We start from the raw sequence: 16,729 nt of genomic DNA on the forward strand, positions 1-16,729 counted from the left end.
AATATATAACATACAAATTTCTCACTGAGAATTACTTGAAATTGTATCAATGAACATGCAATAAAACATTTTCCAATATTACTACACCACTTAATTCTCTTGTTAAATAAGCAGATATCCAATATACATAAATAATAAGATGATTACGTCTTTATGTAACTTACGCTTGTAAAATAATTCATAGATATAATAGAATTAATGAGCATAATAATACCATCTAAGCCAATTATGGTAAAGTTTATCCAATAATTTTGAACATTTTTTTATTAAGCCAATCATTTTTTGTAACTCCTTTTCTGTGGTTTATATGATATTCCAATACCAGAAAAAAACATTGATTACATTTTTATCTACAAGGAATGGCGCCAATTTCTGTTAATGTTATTATAAACCCATTATCTTCATTTGGGAAGGTACTAAATTAGGTCAGACTTTTTGTCATACATTGTCACTTTATGTAATACAATGTCGAAACTGTAACCGATTTTCGGTCATATATCATTTAACCATGTATTAATAACATTTTTATTGTTATTAATTTTGTATTCTATTGCTATTATGTAATCTATGTTATAAAATCTTATTAAATTAAAAGAAAGGAAGAAAAGTGACACATGAAAATTACAAAATATGATAGTGTAGGAATTAGAAAAAAATTACTGACCGTTATTGAAGAATACAAAATTACATTGAACACTTTAAGTAAAGTAACAGGTATTGACATTAATTGGCTTTCAGATTATATAAATGGAAAGAGAGAAATAAACGATCTATCAGATAATTTAAAAGGCTTCTTTTTTACCGATTTAATCTTTCTTCTGTCAGACGGAATGAAAATTGATAAAGATGAAAGAATAAAAGGAGTTATTGATGTACTCGTACAAATATTCGGCCTTGAATATGATACTATATCACTTTATGCAGGATTGGAAAAACAAGATGTCGAAAATTTTATGAATGATACTAACTCAATTAACTATGAAAAAAAATATAAGCTAGCAGCGACATGTATGATGCTCCATTATATATTCAAAAAATAAATAAAAATTATCCTGCGCATTATTCCATTAGTTTACGCTACAACATTTTAAAATCGAGTATTATTGTTGTAATTTATATCAGTGAATTTTTTCATCTGTATAATTATGTAATTAATATATTGCCATAAGAATCGATAATTCCAGCATTTATAGCAGTTAATACTAACTTAATATCATTTTGAACATTTAGCAAAGTATAAAGTTTTTTTATGTGCCTTCTTAATGTCCGCTCTGATATACCTACATCATCTGCTACTACTTTTCTGATTCCATTACGGGCCAATGATGATAAAATTAATTTGTCTAAATTATCAAGTTTTGTTTCCACTAAAAACATTTTTTCACTCCCTTTACCATGTTCATGAATTATAAACCTCTATAAGTTTTGTATTCTAATGCCAGTGAATATGTATACCTCACCAATTTTTTCTTCCATAATATAAAACAAAATTTCTCAGGAATTTGTTACAGTTTATTTAAAAAAATTTTTAGGTATAAAAAATAGACCCCGAAAGGCCATTTATCAAATGAAATGTGTAGTATCTAAAAAGCATACTGTGTTAATGAGGTTCAAAACGCAAGTCCGACGCAAGTTCAAAGCTATCATAATAAAAATACAATATTCCTGATTTAATATCTAAAAAGAATAGCTTATTAGTTGTGTAGTTAGTTATGAAAGAAGAATTTGTATCTTTTTCTGACTTTGTATTTGTATATAAATAATAGTATCCATCCTTTTTGACTTTTGGAAATGGATATTTTCCCTCAAGCTTTAGGTTATGCTCTGGCAGCGATTTTGCTAATGAGTACGGGATGACAGTTCCAAACTTCCATCCTTTTTCTTCTGCAGATTTTATGAAAGTATTCATTTGGGACTTATTGAACTTTATAACGATATAATGTAACTCTTGGTCCCTAGCACTTGTATAGTTATTTTCCAGTACATTAACTGATCTTGGAATGTAGATGCCAATTTTGGATGCAACAGTATATTGAGGCCCAGAAAATATCTCGGCAAATATCAGTATGCACAATCCCAAAGTAAAAAGAATACCAACTGTTATCCCCCACCATTTTATGAGGTTTCTATTTCCAGACCGTCTCCATTTATAAAGTGAAAAGCCAAGCCAAACAATCATTAGTATAGCTATATTAATTAGAAATATTTCATATGTATAACACATGCGATTGCCTAAATCGCCTAAGTACAATTGTGTATGTAAATTCATTGCTATCACCTCATATCATATAGCAAATGTAGTAGCTGTTTAAAAATCTAAACAGCCACTACATTCCCAAAATTTTTTGATAATACTACTTAGTATCAGGGACAGTTATACAAATATGGTATTTTACTATCGCTCCTACAGACTGAGCATATACACCATAATTATTGATTAGTGTTACCGCGGCATATGGGATTCCGGATCCATATCCACCCCAATTTTTAGGTTGAAAATCATACGTATCTGTAACATATGAAGTTATCGATTTGCCTGATGAATAGCTGTACATTGTAGTATCATGTAAAGCTAAATATAAATCCCAGTTTGAATTGCTTGCCGTAAATACTGGATAGCTTATTTGACTCGTACTGCTAGAACTCTTAAAAGGAGCAATAGCATTTTTGTACGCTTTAGTTCCCTTTATCTCAGGGTACTATCGAATCACTCGATGGGAGATATTCATCGCTGGGATTATCCTGTAAAGAATGCTGCAGGAAAAATGCTGCTTTGGGAACTGCAATAGAGGCCAATTCTGCAGCCGTTCACAATTGAGCTCTTACAAAAGATTTTGTTATCCCCGCTGACTGAATCGTTACTTGTGATGATGAAGCTTTTAAATCCATCGCTTCGTTTAGATCAAGTAACGGTCCTTCTAATTCCCCATTAGATACCTTTTGATTGTGGTATTTAATCGCACATTTTAATAAGAATGCATCATCTGACAACGAGCCTTGATTAGGTTTTTGAGCTTGTATAAATTTTTTAAAGTTATCGACATCTTTAAGAAATCTGTCATACTCCGCAGTACTCTTTTGTTCTGCATCAATTGATAGAATCCTTGGCAACACATTACTGGTAGGAACCGCAAAAGCAAAGCTAAAACTTGAAATTGTAAAAAGTACAGCAACTAGAAGCAGTGAAACCAGTTTTTTTATCATACCATACATCTCCTTTTTATAGTCAAATATGCTTCTCGGTACCAAAAAGCATATTGACTACGTTTTTATCTGCAGGAAATGGCGCCAATTTCTGTTAATGTTATTATAATCCAATTGTCCTCATATGGGAAGGTACTAAATTAGGTCAATTTTTTTGCCATGCATTGTCACTTTATGTAATATATTGTCAAAACTGTGACCGTTTTTCGGTCAATAGATGTATTTTTTATAATAAGTTTCCGTGAACATCTATTATGCCATTATTTATGGCTTTCATGACAATTCCCAAGTCGTTACTTACGTTAAATAATGTATAAAGTTTTTCTATATGTCTACGCAATGTCCTCTCTGAAATTCCTATTTCCTTCAACACAATTTTCCTTTCATATTTGCATGCCATATAGATAATATCAATCTGTCAATATGATCAAGCTTTGAACCCAATAAATCATCTTTCTCATGCATATACCAAAGACATTTTTCAATTATAATCCGCAATCTTCCAAAGTATCACGCTTTCTTGTTTTAGACAACCAATGTTTAACATTGACATGTCGAGATATGCTATTATTTCTCTTTCATAATAATCTATCGCAATACAGTACCAATTTTTAAATAGATGGCAATAATATTCTTCTCCACTTATTTCTGCTTGTCTTTTTGTCTTCATCGCAATATTTATTGCATTAGTGCCGCAAAATATTGTCTATGTTACACTAAAATTTTTCACTTGACAAATGCAATTTTTAAATCTTTTTCTTTTAAAGTTACAGCTGGACATGGTATTGAATTTAAGAGACCTGTTTTTATACATCTTTCACTTTGTTCAAGTATTTTTATTACTCTATTATCCGGTGTAATAAATACTGCTTTAAAATTCCCTTTATTGACTTTTAAATTAAACTCAATTGTAATTGAACCCTTACCATTAGATTTAATATTCCATATCGGACTCCCATATTTTTTTCAAGGCATTCATCGGCAAATAAATATATTGATATACACGTAAATATGTGCTATACTAAATTACGTGGAGGCGATATTATGAATAAGACGCAGAATATTACATTATCATTACCTAAAGATTTATTACAAAAGATAAAGCATTTAGCTATAAATAAGCAAACATCTGTATCTGGGCTTTTAACCAAAACATTAGAAGAAATGGTTAAAAAGGAGGATTTGTACGAGAAAGCTAGATTACACCATATTGACATATTAGAAAATAATATTGATTTAGGTACAGAAGGTAAAACTACATGGGATAGAGAGGATTTATATGAAAGATAATATTGATTTGCAATTTGTTGATACGAATATTTTAGTTTATGCTCACGATACATCTGCCGGTAAAAAACACGAAATTGCGAAAGAACTATTAAAAGAATTGTGGAATACAAGAAAGGGTTGTCTGAGTACCCAGGTCTTGTCAGAGTTTTACGTAACCATTACAAAAAAGGTTAAAAAACCTTTGTCTTCATTCCAAGCATCACAAATTATTTCAGATCTCGGACTTTGGAAATTGGATACACCATGTGTTGACAATATACTTGAAGCAATTCAAATAGGACAGCGTTATATGATTTCATTTTGGGATTCTCTTATAATCTGCAGTGCAATAAATCTTAATTGCGATATAATATTAAGCGAGGATTTAAATTCTGGGCAATATTTTAATAAAATAAAAGTGATAAATCCATTTTTGTAAAATGAAGGTAATCTTGAATCATTAAAAAATTTAGTAGTATAAAAGCTCAACTGCCACTTGCCTAAATCAGGTGGTAGTTGAGCTTTTATACTACTATCCGCATGTTTTTATTGTAATAGAGTAATCTATACCCTGAAAAGTGACCATTCTTGTTTAAACATTGATGAAGCTATGTATATTGCTGCAATGATGTATATTAACGATGAAACTACAAATATACCTATGTGGGATATATTAACAATACCATATAATAATTCTTTAAATATTGATATTGTGCTAAATATTGGTATCATAAAGCAATATTGAGGTAGCTCGCTGGGCATTTTATACATAAGCATATAGGCTGGAACTAATGCTAATAATGTTATCGGTGTAATTCCTTTTCTTATAAGTTTCGGCTCTTTTATGAGGTCTATGCCGTTCATTTTGGCTGTCCCATTTGTCGGCTTTAGTATTGTTGCAAGCATTCTCAATGTTGTTGTTTTTCCTGCACCATTTTCTCCAAGCAGTCCGTAAACTTCTCCTTCTTTAACCTGAAAGCTTAAACTATCAACAGCCTTTATATTTTTAAATACTTCTGTCAATCCATAAACCTCTATCAAAATTCATGTCTCCTTCATTTCTTCTTAATTAAGACAATCAGGCAAATATTTATATACATAATGCCCTTGTACATCTTCATTTTATAGCACTGCTTTTCCAATGTCTACTATACAAAAGTATAGTTTTGACATAAAAAATCGAGTAGGAGCTGAATAATTATTTTATTCAGCGACCTCTCACACCACCGTGCGTACCGTTCGGTACACGGCGGTTCAATAGAAATTAATGTACAGATGAATAAATTTCAGATATAGAAACCAAACCTATTTCTTTAAGGTATTTATTGGTTAGTGCTCTGGATAATATAGGGCTGTTGGATATTCTCCAATAGCTTTTTCTTGTGTTTGCATATTCCCATGCCTTACTATTTTCAATTCCTAAGTTTACAAGATTATCATGTTTAGTTTTAATCTTCTTCCATTGTTTCCAATAACACATTCTAATCCTTCGCCTTAACCATTCATCAAGTGTTTTAAGAATATTTCTCATGTCAGCAATAGCAAAATAGTTTACCCATCCTACTATTGCTTGTTTTATTTTTATATTTTCACTACCGTATTCATTGACATCGTTTCTTCCTTTATCGGACATGGACGAAATACTATGCATTTCTACATTGTCTTTGAGTTCCACTCTATTTTCATGTAGATAACCTTCTTTATGAAGTTGTCTGCTTTCATCATATTTCTTCGTGTCTTTCAAAATTCTGAAACCTCCTATCGTTCAGTCCCTCCCACACTATCGTGTATTGCATGGTGTAGAGTCGGAAGAGGTTGGCGTGTGCCTTCCTCCGTCCGCTCGACCAAACGGACCGTGCAGTTTTCCCGCAGTCCGCTTTCTCATAACAATGCTAATTAAGAACAGGTTTTTTCCCCAAGTCCAGGTATTAATTGTATAAGGTTTACCAACTCGTATTCACCATAAAGCCTTTTTGCGGGATACTTCTTCCAGCCAGTATTTCTCCATCTTTTATGCTGATGGTTTAAAAGCGTCTGATTATCCATCTGTCCAATTTATTGAACAGTTTCCGAACATGTGACTTACGGTAGTAGTTTCCCCACCCGCGGATTACCGGATTAATATTTTCAATCAATTCTTTAAGTGTTATGGGTATCTTTCTCTTGGTTCTCTGCCGTATTATATCCATGAATCTTCTTATGGATTTGTCCGTTGGGAAAGCATACAGATTAAGTGCATTTGTTGCTGTTTTGATTTTGTCCTTCGGTAGCTTCAGTCCCTTTCCCTGCTTGATTTTATAGCCCAAGAACTCGAATCCCCATTTTATATTGGTTATCCTTGTTTTGTCTGGGTGGAGGGTTAAGCCGAGTTTTGCGAGTTCTTCTTTCGCCGTTTTTAATGCCTTTTCGGCTTCTGCTCTGCTTTTGCAGACTATCATCCAATCATCGGCAAAACGGATAAGCTTGAATCCTTTTCCTGTCATGGCATTATCGAATGGCGTCAGGTATATGTTGCTCAATAGGGGACTAATCACCGACCCCTGCGGTGTTCCGGCTTCGGTTTCGTACCTACGGCCGTTCTCTACATAGCCGACTTTAAGCATTTTCCTGATTAAGTCAAGGATTCTTCCATCACTTATCTGTTCAGCCACCATATCAATTAGCATTTCATGGTCTACTGTCCCAAAGTAATCGCGAAGGTCCCCGTCTACAATCCATTCATTCCCCTGTTGTATTTCTCGCCATATCTTCCTCATCGCGTCGTGAGGAGAACGTCCAGGTCTGTAACCAAAGCTGCAATCATTAAAAATCTTCTCGAATATTGGCTCCATCCTGTTCTTCAATGCTTGTTGACATACTCGGTCTTTGATTGCTGGAATTCCTAACGGACGCTTTTCTTGAGGTTTTCCCCTTTTAGGTATGTATACCCGCTTTACTGGCAAAGGCTTGTATACCCCATTCTTAATTTGTTCATGGAGACATTTCAACTCCTCTGTGGCTACCTTTTCGAAATCGTCCATGTAAATCCCATCTATTCCCCCGGCTCCTCCATTGGCCTTTACTTTCTTCCATGCCATTTCCAGATTTGTCGGGTGGTACACCTTGTCAATCAATGAATGTACCTTGAGCTTCTTTCCTGCACTTACTTTCTCCGTTATCATCAGTATCCTCTGCCACAAGTTCCGGGTCTTTCACTTAGGGAACTTTCCTTTCCTTGCTTCATACTCGCTGATTCTCCTTTGATTTCAGTTTGTTATGTGAGCCGCCTTCCCGTGAACTCCACCTTTTGGGTTAAAAATTCAGCTGTTTTCAAGAAACAGTCCTGCTGTTTTTGTTTTTCAGCAGTTAAAGTAATATTCAGCTCTCCGACTCCTTGCACCGCATCAGCAAACATTTCGGGGTTGCCTTATAGCTTGCTTTACTGCCTATACAGACGATACAAGGTCTCCATGGGTCACGCAGCTTCCTTCTGTACCATGCCGCCCGCAAACACCTTGGTGCGACGGGTGGATTGGAACGCCTTCGCCTCCATAGTGCAGGCTCGACCTTGCCCCGTCTTTGGCCGACCGGTTCATCATCGGAATCGCTTCCATTGATTACGGCCTGGTACTTCTCCTCAAACCCTTCGGACTCCACTTCACAGTGGACGCCCTGTCCTCTGGCTTCCGCCAGCCCCTGAGACATTACTCCCAGGTTTGGATATGAACTCCCCAATCCGGAGTTCAGCGGGACTTTAACCCGCCTGGCAGCTGCGCTGCCACGCACACACTATGACCTCTGCTGACTTTTGATAGTTCAACCATACATCACTGCACGGGTTGTTACTTCTAATTTCATATCCATAACTTATCTATCAGACCTCCCCGGGTAAGAGCGTAATCTTTCACTCCATATATCTGCTACATTTACACCACCTGTTTCGGATAGTCTTAGGGCTTTGTTTTGTGTGGCAAACTCACCCACAGGCATATGCCTTTTATGTAGTTTCTGTTCGTCAGACCAGAGCTTTGCCGCCGACTTCTTTTAGATTCCACCTCACGATGGACACCCTTGCTTTTGGCTAGTGGTTCCCACTACCAAGCCCACAGCGGACTTTCACCGACAAGATTTCGCCCATGCCGGGCACACCACCAGCATGAAAAAGGCAGGTTGATTACCTGCCTTTTCATCATGTTTTTTAACTAGGATAATGAAATGTACTGATTATAAAATATATTAATAGACCATTTAATATAATAAAGAACCATATGCTTAGTAAAATCATTCTGATATTGTTTCTATGATGTATATATAATTCATAAATTGCAATATTGGATGCTATCAATGCTATACCTAACAAAGTCCTCAAAAAAATCATAGATTATACTTCCTTAAAATTTAACTCTATTAAAGTAATAATCACAATGTATAGCATCTTGCTTAGCATCGTAAAAATATACTGCAGCAGTAGCAGCTCCACCCGCTGCGACAAGCAATCCAACTATAGTTCCCATTCCTATAGTTTCTGGACCCGAAATTGCTGCTGCTATTGAAGAAGCAATTGCAGCACCTACGGCAGCTTCAGCAGCATACTCATTTTTAATCATTGAATTAAGATTACCTTCGAAATTATTCAAATCATTAGTATTCCCTGAATTTTCATATACACTCTTTGAACTTTTGGGCGTATATAAATTCCAAGCGTAATCACTTTGTCCAGTATATTTAATTACATTTACTGCATATCCCCACCATAAATCGCCTTCGTTTAATAAAACTTGATAAAAAGGTCTTACTATTAAATTATCAATTACTTTTTGAGTTTTTTGTTTTTTAATATTATCAATTTTAGATTCTAATTTATAATTTTTTACTTCACCAGTAATTTTCTTTATTTCTTTAACTTCAAATTCACCCGTATTTTTATTATATGTAACTAATGTTGACTTATTTGTCTCTTCCACAAGTACTTCTCTTATATTATTATTATCTTCTATTGTCTTTACTGCATACTCATTCCCAGCTATATTATATGTTTTTGAAGAAATTTGTAATTCAGTATTAGTAATTGTATCTGCAGCAAATATTGAACTAAAAGATGAAACAGTAAGAAGTGACACAACTAGAAGTAATGAAACTAACTTTTTTATCATTTTTTCTCCTCCTTTTATATTAAGTATTTTTGGATCAATTCTTCAATGAATTGATTTCTTTATTTCCATTTTACAACGATATCTTTCCCAATGTCTACTATATCTTTGTATAGTTTTGACATAAAAAGCAAAAAATCTATACAAAAGTATAGTCTTAAAATTTAATCTATATCTATTAAATTTAATTTAACCGCTTTTGCAACTGCTTCCTGAATGCTTTTTACGCATAGCTTCTCAATTATTTTTTTCTTATGATATTTTACAGTAACCGGTTTAATTCCAATCTCTCTTGATATGGCCAATTCTTTATAACCCTTTGCAAGCATTAGCAATATCTCTACCTGATTATCAGTTAAATCTATATTGCAGTTATCTGGTTCTTGCTCTTTTAAGCAGCCCTTATAATCATCGGCAATTTTATCTGCAAGCAATTCTAAAACTATAGTCATTTCATCTGCCATACCATATTCTATCGTCGATACATCAAGATATCCTATTATCTTTTCATCTATAATGATAGGCACTGCAATACAATACCATTTTTTAAAATATCGCAGTAATGATGCTGAGGTTCTAAATAAATTAAACCTCTCAATTTCATTGCCATTGAAATGGCATTTGTCCCTACGGATTCTTCTTTAAAAGATATACCAATTTTAAAACCATACATATTAATGCATCTGCATGTTTTTTTATTGCATCTTATATCTAAAAGATAACCATCGTTATCTGTTAATAAAAATATGTATTCTCCTTTAATCTTATTTAAAATATTATCAACACAATTGTGAAATATATTAATAAGTCCTATGTTTTTATTTAATCTGATTTGTAAATCTTCTTCTTTTAAAGTTATAGTAGGAGACGGTATTGAGCTTATAAGGCCTATCTCCATACATCTTTTATATGAAGAAAGCATTTCATTATATATTTGTAATTCTTCCACAAAAACTCACCTCATTAAATACTCAGACACGTTTCAATACAATTTATTATTTCTACATTTCTACAAAAAATTTCATATTCCTTCTATGTTTTTGAAAAAATTAGTATTATTTGCAAAGTTTTTTATTTGTAAAAAAATAAGCTACTGTGCAATCTACACAGTGCTTTTTGTTTAGTTATAGTTTATTATTTTGATTTTTTATAAAACATTCAAAATGAAATTATGGCATCTTATTAAAATAGAGGCAATTGTTTAATTTTATTTTCTTTTGTATTTTATCGTTTCTCACATCAATAATTAGTATTTCTGCATTTTTTGTAAACGGCAAGTACTTTCAGATAAATTTCGGAAAATAACTTTCCTGAATTTTTTCCATATGTCCATTCAAAAATGATTGCCTGTACTCAAGCCTATAACTTTTACCTGTTATTTTAAAAAGCTCACATCTGTAAACTTCTGTATCCTTTTTATCTACAATTTTCACCTTAGTTTTATTGATTTTATAATAAAATATACTATTGTAACAAAAATTATTATCAATAAAATAGCAATAGACCCGATTCCAAGTTCTTTAAACTTCCCTAAAGCTATATATATATCTTTATATAAGATAAATGAAAGCAAAAAAATAACCTCTACCTTTAAACAAGTCATAAGCGTACGCGCATTTCTATATTGGCGCTCTGCATTTTCCTCAGTAATTTCAGGAATATAATTAAATATATGAGGAAATCTACTTATATATGAAAACATAAAATATAATAAAATGCTCACTATAGGTATTAAAAAAAGAGTTCCTTTGCTACCCCAAGAATCTGGATTACCAGATAAACTATAATGTATTGGAACTTTATTTGGAAGATATGGCCAATACCTAATAAATAGTAATAATTCTAAAATGAGATTAATTATTACTATTATTTCGATAACTTTTTCAAATGTTGAAAATTTTAATTTTAAAACAGGCCTATTTTTATACATTTAATTTTCATTCCTTGTATAATATATTTAGGTTAATAAAGGCAACCTATAATCCTTTTTAACTGATAAATTATACATAAAAGTGTATAATTAAGTTATTAGATAGAGTATTGTCGTTCTCTCCTTGAGATTCAGAGCTCGTACTTGAAAGACTGACACCTCTGTCTGATAAACTGATTACGAATAAGTTGGATGTTGACTAACTTGATTAGTACTTCGAATATGGAACAAGGCAGTAACGTTTATCAGTTTAGAGGAACTATCTAAAATACATTGTTTATGGGTGATTAAAAATGTTTTATTTAGGTATTGATATCGGGAAAAACAATCATGTAGCTTCTTTAATTGATGAAAAATGTAACACCATTTTTAAGGCTTTTTCTTTCCCAAACTCTTACGTCGGTGGTAATAGCTTACTTGATAAGCTTGCTTCCTTTAACATCTCTGTTAATGATGTTGAAATTGGTATGGAAGCTACTGGTCATTACTGGTTATCTATTTATTCTTTTCTTGTTGAAAAAGGTTTTGTTATTCATGTTATTAATCCTATTCAAACTGATGGTTGGCGTAAAGGAACTGAAATCAGAAAGCGCAAAACCGACATCATCGATTCTATACTAATTGCAGATCTTATTCGCTACGGTGATTTCTTAGAAACTTCTTTAGCCAACGAAGATACTATCTCTCTTCGCAATCTTTCTCGTTTTAGAAATTACCTCATCAATTCTATAGGTGACCTTAAGCGTAAGACCGTTTGTGTTTTAGATCAAGTTTTCCCCGAATATCAATCTATCTTTTCTAATATCTTTGGACAAACGTCTAAGGAAATCTTACTCCACTTTAATACGCCGGATGATTTTGAAAATATTTCTTCTGAACAATTGCAGCAGGTTTTGTCTGAAATTACTATGAAAAAATTTGCTATGGATAAAATCAATGAAATTTCTTCTGCTGCTAAAAAATCTTTTGGTATTAAGTTTTGTTTGGATAGTTTTTCTCTGCAATTAAGATTATTAATTGAGCAAATTAATTTTATCGAAAAACAGGTCACAGATGTTGAAGAGCAGATATCAGCTTTACTTGATAAAATCAATTCTCCTATTACTACAATACCTGGCATTGACAACGTAACAGCTGCAACAATTTTAGGAGAAATAGGAGATATTTCAAGGTTTAAAAATCCATCAAAGCTTGTAGCTTATGCCGGTATTGATGCTTCTATATCACAATCAGGAGAATATAACAGTACAAATAACAAAATGAGTAAGCGAGGTTCTCCTTATCTTAGGAAAGCTCTTTTTAGTGCTGCATTAGTTGCCTCTAATTGTGATCCTGTTTTTAAGGCTTTTTACCAAAAGAAACGTTCAGAAGGCAAACATCACCTTACAGCTATTGGAGCTGTAGCACGCAAGCTTTGCTATACTATTTGTGCTATTTTAAAAAACAACTGTGCTTTTGAAGTAAAACTTCCTAAAAATGATTGTTAGTAAATCATACTAATTACATATATTTACTTTTAACTTGGTATTACCAGGTTTATTTGTCATGCATTTTTATTCACCCTCTTGGCAAAATTTTTTTGTTTTTTCTCTATTGACTTTTTATAGTTGGTCTTTTCTGTTTCTATATATACTATTTTAGTTAATTCTTTTATACATATATCTTCACTTAACAAATGCATTGATTCTATGCAAGATTGTATTTTTGTAAACATCTTTGCCTGATTTTTATTAATAGCCTTTTTCCATACAAATGTATAGCGGTTAGCATTGGCTTCAATCTTTGTACCGTCTACAAAGAGATGCTCAAACTTTACTTCACCTATTTCATGGAGATGCTGTACCAACTGATAAAACAAATCTTCCATCGCATCGGCGAGATATTCCTTGCGGAATCTGGCAATAGTAGAGTGGTCAGGTGCTCTGCTTCCTTCAAGCAACCACATAAAATTAATATCCCTTTTGCATGCACTTTCTATCTTTCTGCTGGAATAAATGTTATTCATGTAAGCATAAGTTAATACCTTAAACAGGATTTTTGGCTCTACTGCAGGTTTTCTTCCAGTGAAAGAATATGCCTTGTACAACTTTTCGTAATTCAATCCCTCCAATATTTGGCTAAGCAGGCGAACCGAATCATCCTCTGGTATTAACATTTCACAATTTAATGGAAGAACTAATTGATAACATCCATTAAATTGTGTATAATTTTTATTGTATAATTTGTTTTTTTTCATAACTTAATTATACAGTAATTGCAGGTTCTTTGGAACCTGCAATTTTTTTTTGCGTATAAAAAGAGACTGATGCACTATGACCTATTCAGTCAGTTGTGCAACAGCCCCCATCAATATATTTTTATATTCATATCTTGTAGCAATAAATCTTCTTCCCCGTCGTCCCATTTTATTATCAACTTGATAGGCTTTTTGATTGAATCTAATATTTTCTGCCTTTCATCTGCATTAACTTGATAGATATTCGGCAACCATGCAGATCTGCTAACATCAATACAATTATCTTTTTTCTTTGTATTTGGTACATTTAAATCTATTCACTGTTGAATTGGTGTTCCAAAATACACAAGTCCAGATATTATATAAGGCTCAAGCCCTTTGTCAAGAAATGCAACAATTTTAATGTTATTTAATTTTCCCTTACTAATGTTCTCAACTCTTATAGTATAATTTAGTGAAGTAAATTCATTTGAATCTTGTGTTTTTTGGATGTCTCCAGTAGAATCTAAACCATTTTTGTCTGATACATTAGTATTTTTCCTAATCTCAATCGTTGTATTGATTTTAAAATGCTTGCTTTTGGTTGTATAATTTAAATTAGGTGCATCGTTTGTTTGATAATAGATAAATCTGAAAATGACTTTTCTTATAACTGTAGTAAATCATAATATATAAAAGGGCTCAAGATAATTGCTGTTATTAAACAAAAGATTATTATGCGCTTAATTTTTATAAAATCACCTCACCGCTAATCAATGCAAGAACTAGTATATTCTAAAAATGTCAAAAATCTTCTTTATTTTGTACATATTTAAACATAAACATTATAAGTTCAATTACTTTTTAGCAATATTTCTATATATTTTATACACAAAATATACAAGAAATAATATGGATATTTCATCAATGACAACAAAAATCATATGTAGAACACTAAATAATTGAAATAATATTGGATTTATAATCATTTAATATTCAATCCCTTCTACGATTAAAATAATAGATAGAAAAAATTCTCTCTACACATCAATTGTTTAAAACAAATTGCATATTATTATAAAATATAATTATTGCATTAAATATAGTATTCTAGTACAAATTATCTATTATGCTACTTAGCTGATATAACATATAATACTTTTACAAGGTAGATATATAAAATTCTACCTTGTAAAAGTTGTAATAGAATTTATATAGAGAACTAATTTATAACTCCTCCTGTATAAGATGCCTCGATGTCTATCGGGACTGATTGTTTGTATTCTTCACCACCAATTTTAATATATTGATCTAAGACTCCTCCTCCATATATTTCTACATTATACCTGTCGCTGCTAATTCGATGATAAGCGTACGTTTGGTTCCAAGAATATCCTGTAGTAAACCCATTCATATCGGTCCATTCATGACAATCTGTTATTTCCTCAGCTAAATGTGTTCCACCTAAAGATACAACCTGTGTATATACATCTGCTTCCAAAAAAATATATGTGACAGGTGTAACATCATATTCTTGTATAATATGATGTCTTGATTCTGTTGATTCTGTTGCATCAAGTATTATTTTGTTGCTGCTTTCACTTGTTAAAAAATCTTTATAACTATATTGTTTTTTTATTTTTACAGGACCTTTAGGAAATTCTTTTAAATAATTTTTTAGCTCATCTAAATTATTAAATTCCCTTGGTGTAATTCCAGATGGTACTGAGTTAACTTTCGTTAATTTGTAATCATTGATAATTTTAGTTAACTCTTCATCAGTTAAGGTTTTTAAATCATCTTTGTCATTTATTATTTTATTGTCTTTTTTATCATCATTAGAAGTTGATGTGTTAGCAAAAGCAAAGCTAAAACTTGAAATTGAAAGAAGCACAGCTACTAGAAGCAGTGAAACCAGTTTTTTTAACATTCCATACATCTCCTTTTTGTAGTAAATATACTTCTCGGTACCAAAAAGCATATTAACTACGTTTTATCTGCAGGAAATGGCGCCAATTTCTGTTAATGTTATTATAAACCCATTATCCTCATCTGAGAAGGTGCTAAATTAGGTCAATTTTTTTATCATACATTGTCACTTTATGTAATATATTGTCGAAACTGTGACCGTTTTTCGGCCATAAATAAACTTTATAATAAGTTTCCATAAGTGTCTATTATTCTATTATTTATTGCTTTCATCACAATCCCCAAATCGTTATTTACGTTAAATAGTTTATAAAGTTTTTCTATGTGTCTACACAATGTCCTCTCTGAAATTCCTATTTCTCTCAGCACAATTTTTCTTTCATATTTGCATGCCATTTTAGATAATATCAATCTGTCAATATGATCAAGTTTTGAACTTAGATAATCATTTTTCTCATACATATAACAAAGACATTTTTCAATATAATCCGCAATCTTCCAAAGTATCACATTTTCTTGTTGTAAACAATCAATGTTCATCACTGACATGTCGAGATATGCAATTATTTCTCTTTCATGATAATCTACAATCGGGATTGCAGTACAGTACCAATTTTTGAATAGATGACAATAATGTTCTGCTCCGCATATCTCTACTTGCCTTTTCAACTTCATTGCAATATTTATTGCATTTGTACCGCAATCTTCAATCCTTAAGCTTACGCCTTCTACAAAATGCAGTCTACTAAAATAGTCTTTTAGTTTTTGGTCGTATATCAGTTTTATTACATATCCGTCTTTATCACACAGTATAAAAAAATATCCTTGTTTTAAAAGATTAGCAAATGCACTTTTCGGATTAAAAATGATGTCAAGTATGTAAATTATGCTTTTATAATTCTCTTTTCGCCTGGCCAACTCTTTTTCATCAAGCATTTTTTTAAACCTATTTTTATTTGGGTCAGCGCCTGAAAGTTTTGATTCTCCAATGGACATAATCAATTCATCATAAATATTATTGATCATCGTACCACCCCTAAAACTTTTCTCTCT

At 32.0% G+C, this 16,729-nt stretch carries 19 protein-coding genes and 1 pseudogene; 4 read left to right on the top strand and 16 right to left on the bottom strand.

The features are described from left to right. The first annotated feature begins 614 nt into the window (after nucleotides 1–614). Nucleotides 615–1,040, top strand: coding sequence for a helix-turn-helix domain-containing protein (locus CPG45_RS03575; RefSeq protein ID WP_096230667.1), 426 nt, complete (start codon nucleotides 615–617; stop codon nucleotides 1,038–1,040). Between the two features lie 103 nt (nucleotides 1,041–1,143). Here CPG45_RS03575 and CPG45_RS03580 read toward each other — a convergent pair whose 3' ends face one another. The 6 genes from CPG45_RS03580 to CPG45_RS17300 all read right to left on the bottom strand — a co-directional run bounded on the left by CPG45_RS03580 (nucleotide 1,144) and on the right by CPG45_RS17300 (nucleotide 3,874). Further along, nucleotides 1,144–1,377 (bottom strand): LuxR C-terminal-related transcriptional regulator, encoded by a 234-nt coding sequence (locus CPG45_RS03580; RefSeq protein WP_096230668.1) that lies wholly within the window; start codon nucleotides 1,375–1,377, stop codon nucleotides 1,144–1,146. A gap of 223 nt (nucleotides 1,378–1,600) precedes the next feature. Next, complete coding sequence (locus CPG45_RS03585; protein ID WP_096230669.1) at nucleotides 1,601–2,269, bottom strand: hypothetical protein; 669 nt, start codon at nucleotides 2,267–2,269, stop codon at nucleotides 1,601–1,603. An 85-nt stretch (nucleotides 2,270–2,354) separates the two neighbouring features. Further along, nucleotides 2,355–2,555 carry a hypothetical protein gene (locus CPG45_RS03590; protein ID WP_096230670.1) on the bottom strand — a complete coding sequence of 67 codons (201 nt, stop codon included), beginning with the start codon at nucleotides 2,553–2,555 and terminating at the stop codon, nucleotides 2,355–2,357. A 253-nt stretch (nucleotides 2,556–2,808) separates the two neighbouring features. Next, nucleotides 2,809–3,204: a hypothetical protein gene (locus CPG45_RS03595; protein WP_096230671.1), complete on the bottom strand. Its 396-nt coding sequence runs from the start codon at nucleotides 3,202–3,204 to the stop codon at nucleotides 2,809–2,811. Nucleotides 3,205–3,430: 226 nt separating this feature from the next. Beyond that, nucleotides 3,431–3,577, bottom strand: coding sequence for a helix-turn-helix domain-containing protein (locus tag CPG45_RS17295; protein WP_231968973.1), 147 nt, complete (start codon nucleotides 3,575–3,577; stop codon nucleotides 3,431–3,433). Nucleotides 3,578–3,685: 108 nt separating this feature from the next. After that, a complete protein-coding gene (locus CPG45_RS17300; RefSeq protein WP_231968975.1) occupies nucleotides 3,686–3,874 on the bottom strand; it encodes a hypothetical protein in 189 nt (62 codons plus the stop codon). A gap of 374 nt (nucleotides 3,875–4,248) precedes the next feature. Between CPG45_RS17300 and CPG45_RS03605 the strand changes: the two genes are divergently transcribed. Continuing rightward, a complete protein-coding gene (locus CPG45_RS03605) occupies nucleotides 4,249–4,494 on the top strand; it encodes a CopG family transcriptional regulator (protein ID WP_096230672.1) in 246 nt (81 codons plus the stop codon). After that, a complete protein-coding gene (locus CPG45_RS03610) occupies nucleotides 4,484–4,912 on the top strand; it encodes a PIN domain-containing protein (protein WP_096230673.1) in 429 nt (142 codons plus the stop codon). The genes CPG45_RS03605 and CPG45_RS03610 overlap by 11 nt, the downstream gene beginning before the upstream one ends. Nucleotides 4,913–5,037: 125 nt before the next feature. On the opposite strand, the gene CPG45_RS18430 is transcribed toward CPG45_RS03610, so the two are convergent. From CPG45_RS18430 to CPG45_RS03645, 6 genes and pseudogenes are all read right to left on the bottom strand, one after another. Then, the gene (locus CPG45_RS18430) at nucleotides 5,038–5,514 is read right to left on the bottom strand and encodes an ATP-binding cassette domain-containing protein (protein WP_231968977.1); all 477 of its coding nucleotides are present in this window, start codon (nucleotides 5,512–5,514) and stop codon (nucleotides 5,038–5,040) included. A gap of 223 nt (nucleotides 5,515–5,737) precedes the next feature. Then, nucleotides 5,738–6,217 carry a group II intron maturase-specific domain-containing protein gene (locus CPG45_RS03620; RefSeq protein WP_231968979.1) on the bottom strand — a complete coding sequence of 160 codons (480 nt, stop codon included), beginning with the start codon at nucleotides 6,215–6,217 and terminating at the stop codon, nucleotides 5,738–5,740. A 280-nt stretch (nucleotides 6,218–6,497) separates the two neighbouring features. Continuing rightward, nucleotides 6,498–7,634, bottom strand: coding sequence for a group II intron reverse transcriptase/maturase (gene ltrA / locus CPG45_RS03625; RefSeq protein ID WP_096230674.1), 1,137 nt, complete (start codon nucleotides 7,632–7,634; stop codon nucleotides 6,498–6,500). A 1,209-nt stretch (nucleotides 7,635–8,843) separates the two neighbouring features. After that, on the bottom strand, nucleotides 8,844–9,605 hold the full coding sequence (locus CPG45_RS03635) for a geobacillin-26 family protein (protein WP_096230676.1): 762 nt from the start codon (nucleotides 9,603–9,605) through the stop codon (nucleotides 8,844–8,846). Between the two features lie 161 nt (nucleotides 9,606–9,766). After that, a pseudogene (locus CPG45_RS03640) lies at nucleotides 9,767–10,551 on the bottom strand (helix-turn-helix transcriptional regulator). Between the two features lie 480 nt (nucleotides 10,552–11,031). Then, a complete protein-coding gene (locus CPG45_RS03645) occupies nucleotides 11,032–11,532 on the bottom strand; it encodes a DUF1648 domain-containing protein (protein WP_096230677.1) in 501 nt (166 codons plus the stop codon). 293 nt (nucleotides 11,533–11,825) lie between these two features. On the opposite strand from CPG45_RS03645, the gene CPG45_RS03650 reads away from it, so the two are divergent. Next, nucleotides 11,826–13,019: an IS110 family RNA-guided transposase gene (locus tag CPG45_RS03650; protein WP_096230678.1), complete on the top strand. Its 1,194-nt coding sequence runs from the start codon at nucleotides 11,826–11,828 to the stop codon at nucleotides 13,017–13,019. 56 nt (nucleotides 13,020–13,075) lie between these two features. Here CPG45_RS03650 and CPG45_RS03655 read toward each other — a convergent pair whose 3' ends face one another. The 4 genes from CPG45_RS03655 to CPG45_RS03670 form a co-directional block, all read right to left on the bottom strand. Beyond that, nucleotides 13,076–13,768, bottom strand: coding sequence for a transposase (locus tag CPG45_RS03655; protein WP_197702838.1), 693 nt, complete (start codon nucleotides 13,766–13,768; stop codon nucleotides 13,076–13,078). 110 nt (nucleotides 13,769–13,878) lie between these two features. Further along, entirely contained in the window at nucleotides 13,879–14,019 is a 141-nt protein-coding gene (locus CPG45_RS17310) for a hypothetical protein (protein WP_231968981.1), read from the bottom strand. A 950-nt stretch (nucleotides 14,020–14,969) separates the two neighbouring features. Beyond that, nucleotides 14,970–15,677 carry a hypothetical protein gene (locus CPG45_RS03665; protein WP_096230679.1) on the bottom strand — a complete coding sequence of 236 codons (708 nt, stop codon included), beginning with the start codon at nucleotides 15,675–15,677 and terminating at the stop codon, nucleotides 14,970–14,972. A gap of 221 nt (nucleotides 15,678–15,898) precedes the next feature. Continuing rightward, entirely contained in the window at nucleotides 15,899–16,702 is an 804-nt protein-coding gene (locus CPG45_RS03670) for a sigma-54-dependent transcriptional regulator family protein (RefSeq protein ID WP_231968982.1), read from the bottom strand. Nucleotides 16,703–16,729 lie beyond the last annotated feature (27 nt).

The sequence above is a fragment of the Thermoanaerobacterium sp. RBIITD genome (assembly GCF_900205865.1).
Taxonomy (GTDB): Bacteria; Bacillota; Thermoanaerobacteria; order Thermoanaerobacterales; family Thermoanaerobacteraceae; genus Thermoanaerobacterium.

Coding starts and splice junctions, on each gene's coding strand:
- CPG45_RS03610 (WP_096230673.1), top strand. CDS start 4,484: ATGAAAGATAATATTGATTTGCAATTTGTTGATACGAATATTTTAGTT.
- CPG45_RS03580 (WP_096230668.1), bottom strand. CDS start 1,377: ATGTTTTTAGTGGAAACAAAACTTGATAATTTAGACAAATTAATTTTA.
- CPG45_RS03635 (WP_096230676.1), bottom strand. CDS start 9,605: ATGATAAAAAAGTTAGTTTCATTACTTCTAGTTGTGTCACTTCTTACT.
- CPG45_RS03575 (WP_096230667.1), top strand. CDS start 615: ATGAAAATTACAAAATATGATAGTGTAGGAATTAGAAAAAAATTACTG.
- CPG45_RS03645 (WP_096230677.1), bottom strand. CDS start 11,532: ATGTATAAAAATAGGCCTGTTTTAAAATTAAAATTTTCAACATTTGAA.
- CPG45_RS03605 (WP_096230672.1), top strand. CDS start 4,249: ATGAATAAGACGCAGAATATTACATTATCATTACCTAAAGATTTATTA.
- CPG45_RS03590 (WP_096230670.1), bottom strand. CDS start 2,555: ATGTACAGCTATTCATCAGGCAAATCGATAACTTCATATGTTACAGAT.
- CPG45_RS03585 (WP_096230669.1), bottom strand. CDS start 2,269: ATGAATTTACATACACAATTGTACTTAGGCGATTTAGGCAATCGCATG.
- CPG45_RS03665 (WP_096230679.1), bottom strand. CDS start 15,677: ATGTTAAAAAAACTGGTTTCACTGCTTCTAGTAGCTGTGCTTCTTTCA.
- CPG45_RS03650 (WP_096230678.1), top strand. CDS start 11,826: ATGTTTTATTTAGGTATTGATATCGGGAAAAACAATCATGTAGCTTCT.
- CPG45_RS03655 (WP_197702838.1), bottom strand. CDS start 13,768: ATGAAAAAAAACAAATTATACAATAAAAATTATACACAATTTAATGGA.
- ltrA (WP_096230674.1), bottom strand. CDS start 7,634: ATGATAACGGAGAAAGTAAGTGCAGGAAAGAAGCTCAAGGTACATTCA.
- CPG45_RS03595 (WP_096230671.1), bottom strand. CDS start 3,204: ATGATAAAAAAACTGGTTTCACTGCTTCTAGTTGCTGTACTTTTTACA.
- CPG45_RS03670 (WP_231968982.1), bottom strand. CDS start 16,702: ATGATCAATAATATTTATGATGAATTGATTATGTCCATTGGAGAATCA.
- CPG45_RS17300 (WP_231968975.1), bottom strand. CDS start 3,874: ATGAAGACAAAAAGACAAGCAGAAATAAGTGGAGAAGAATATTATTGC.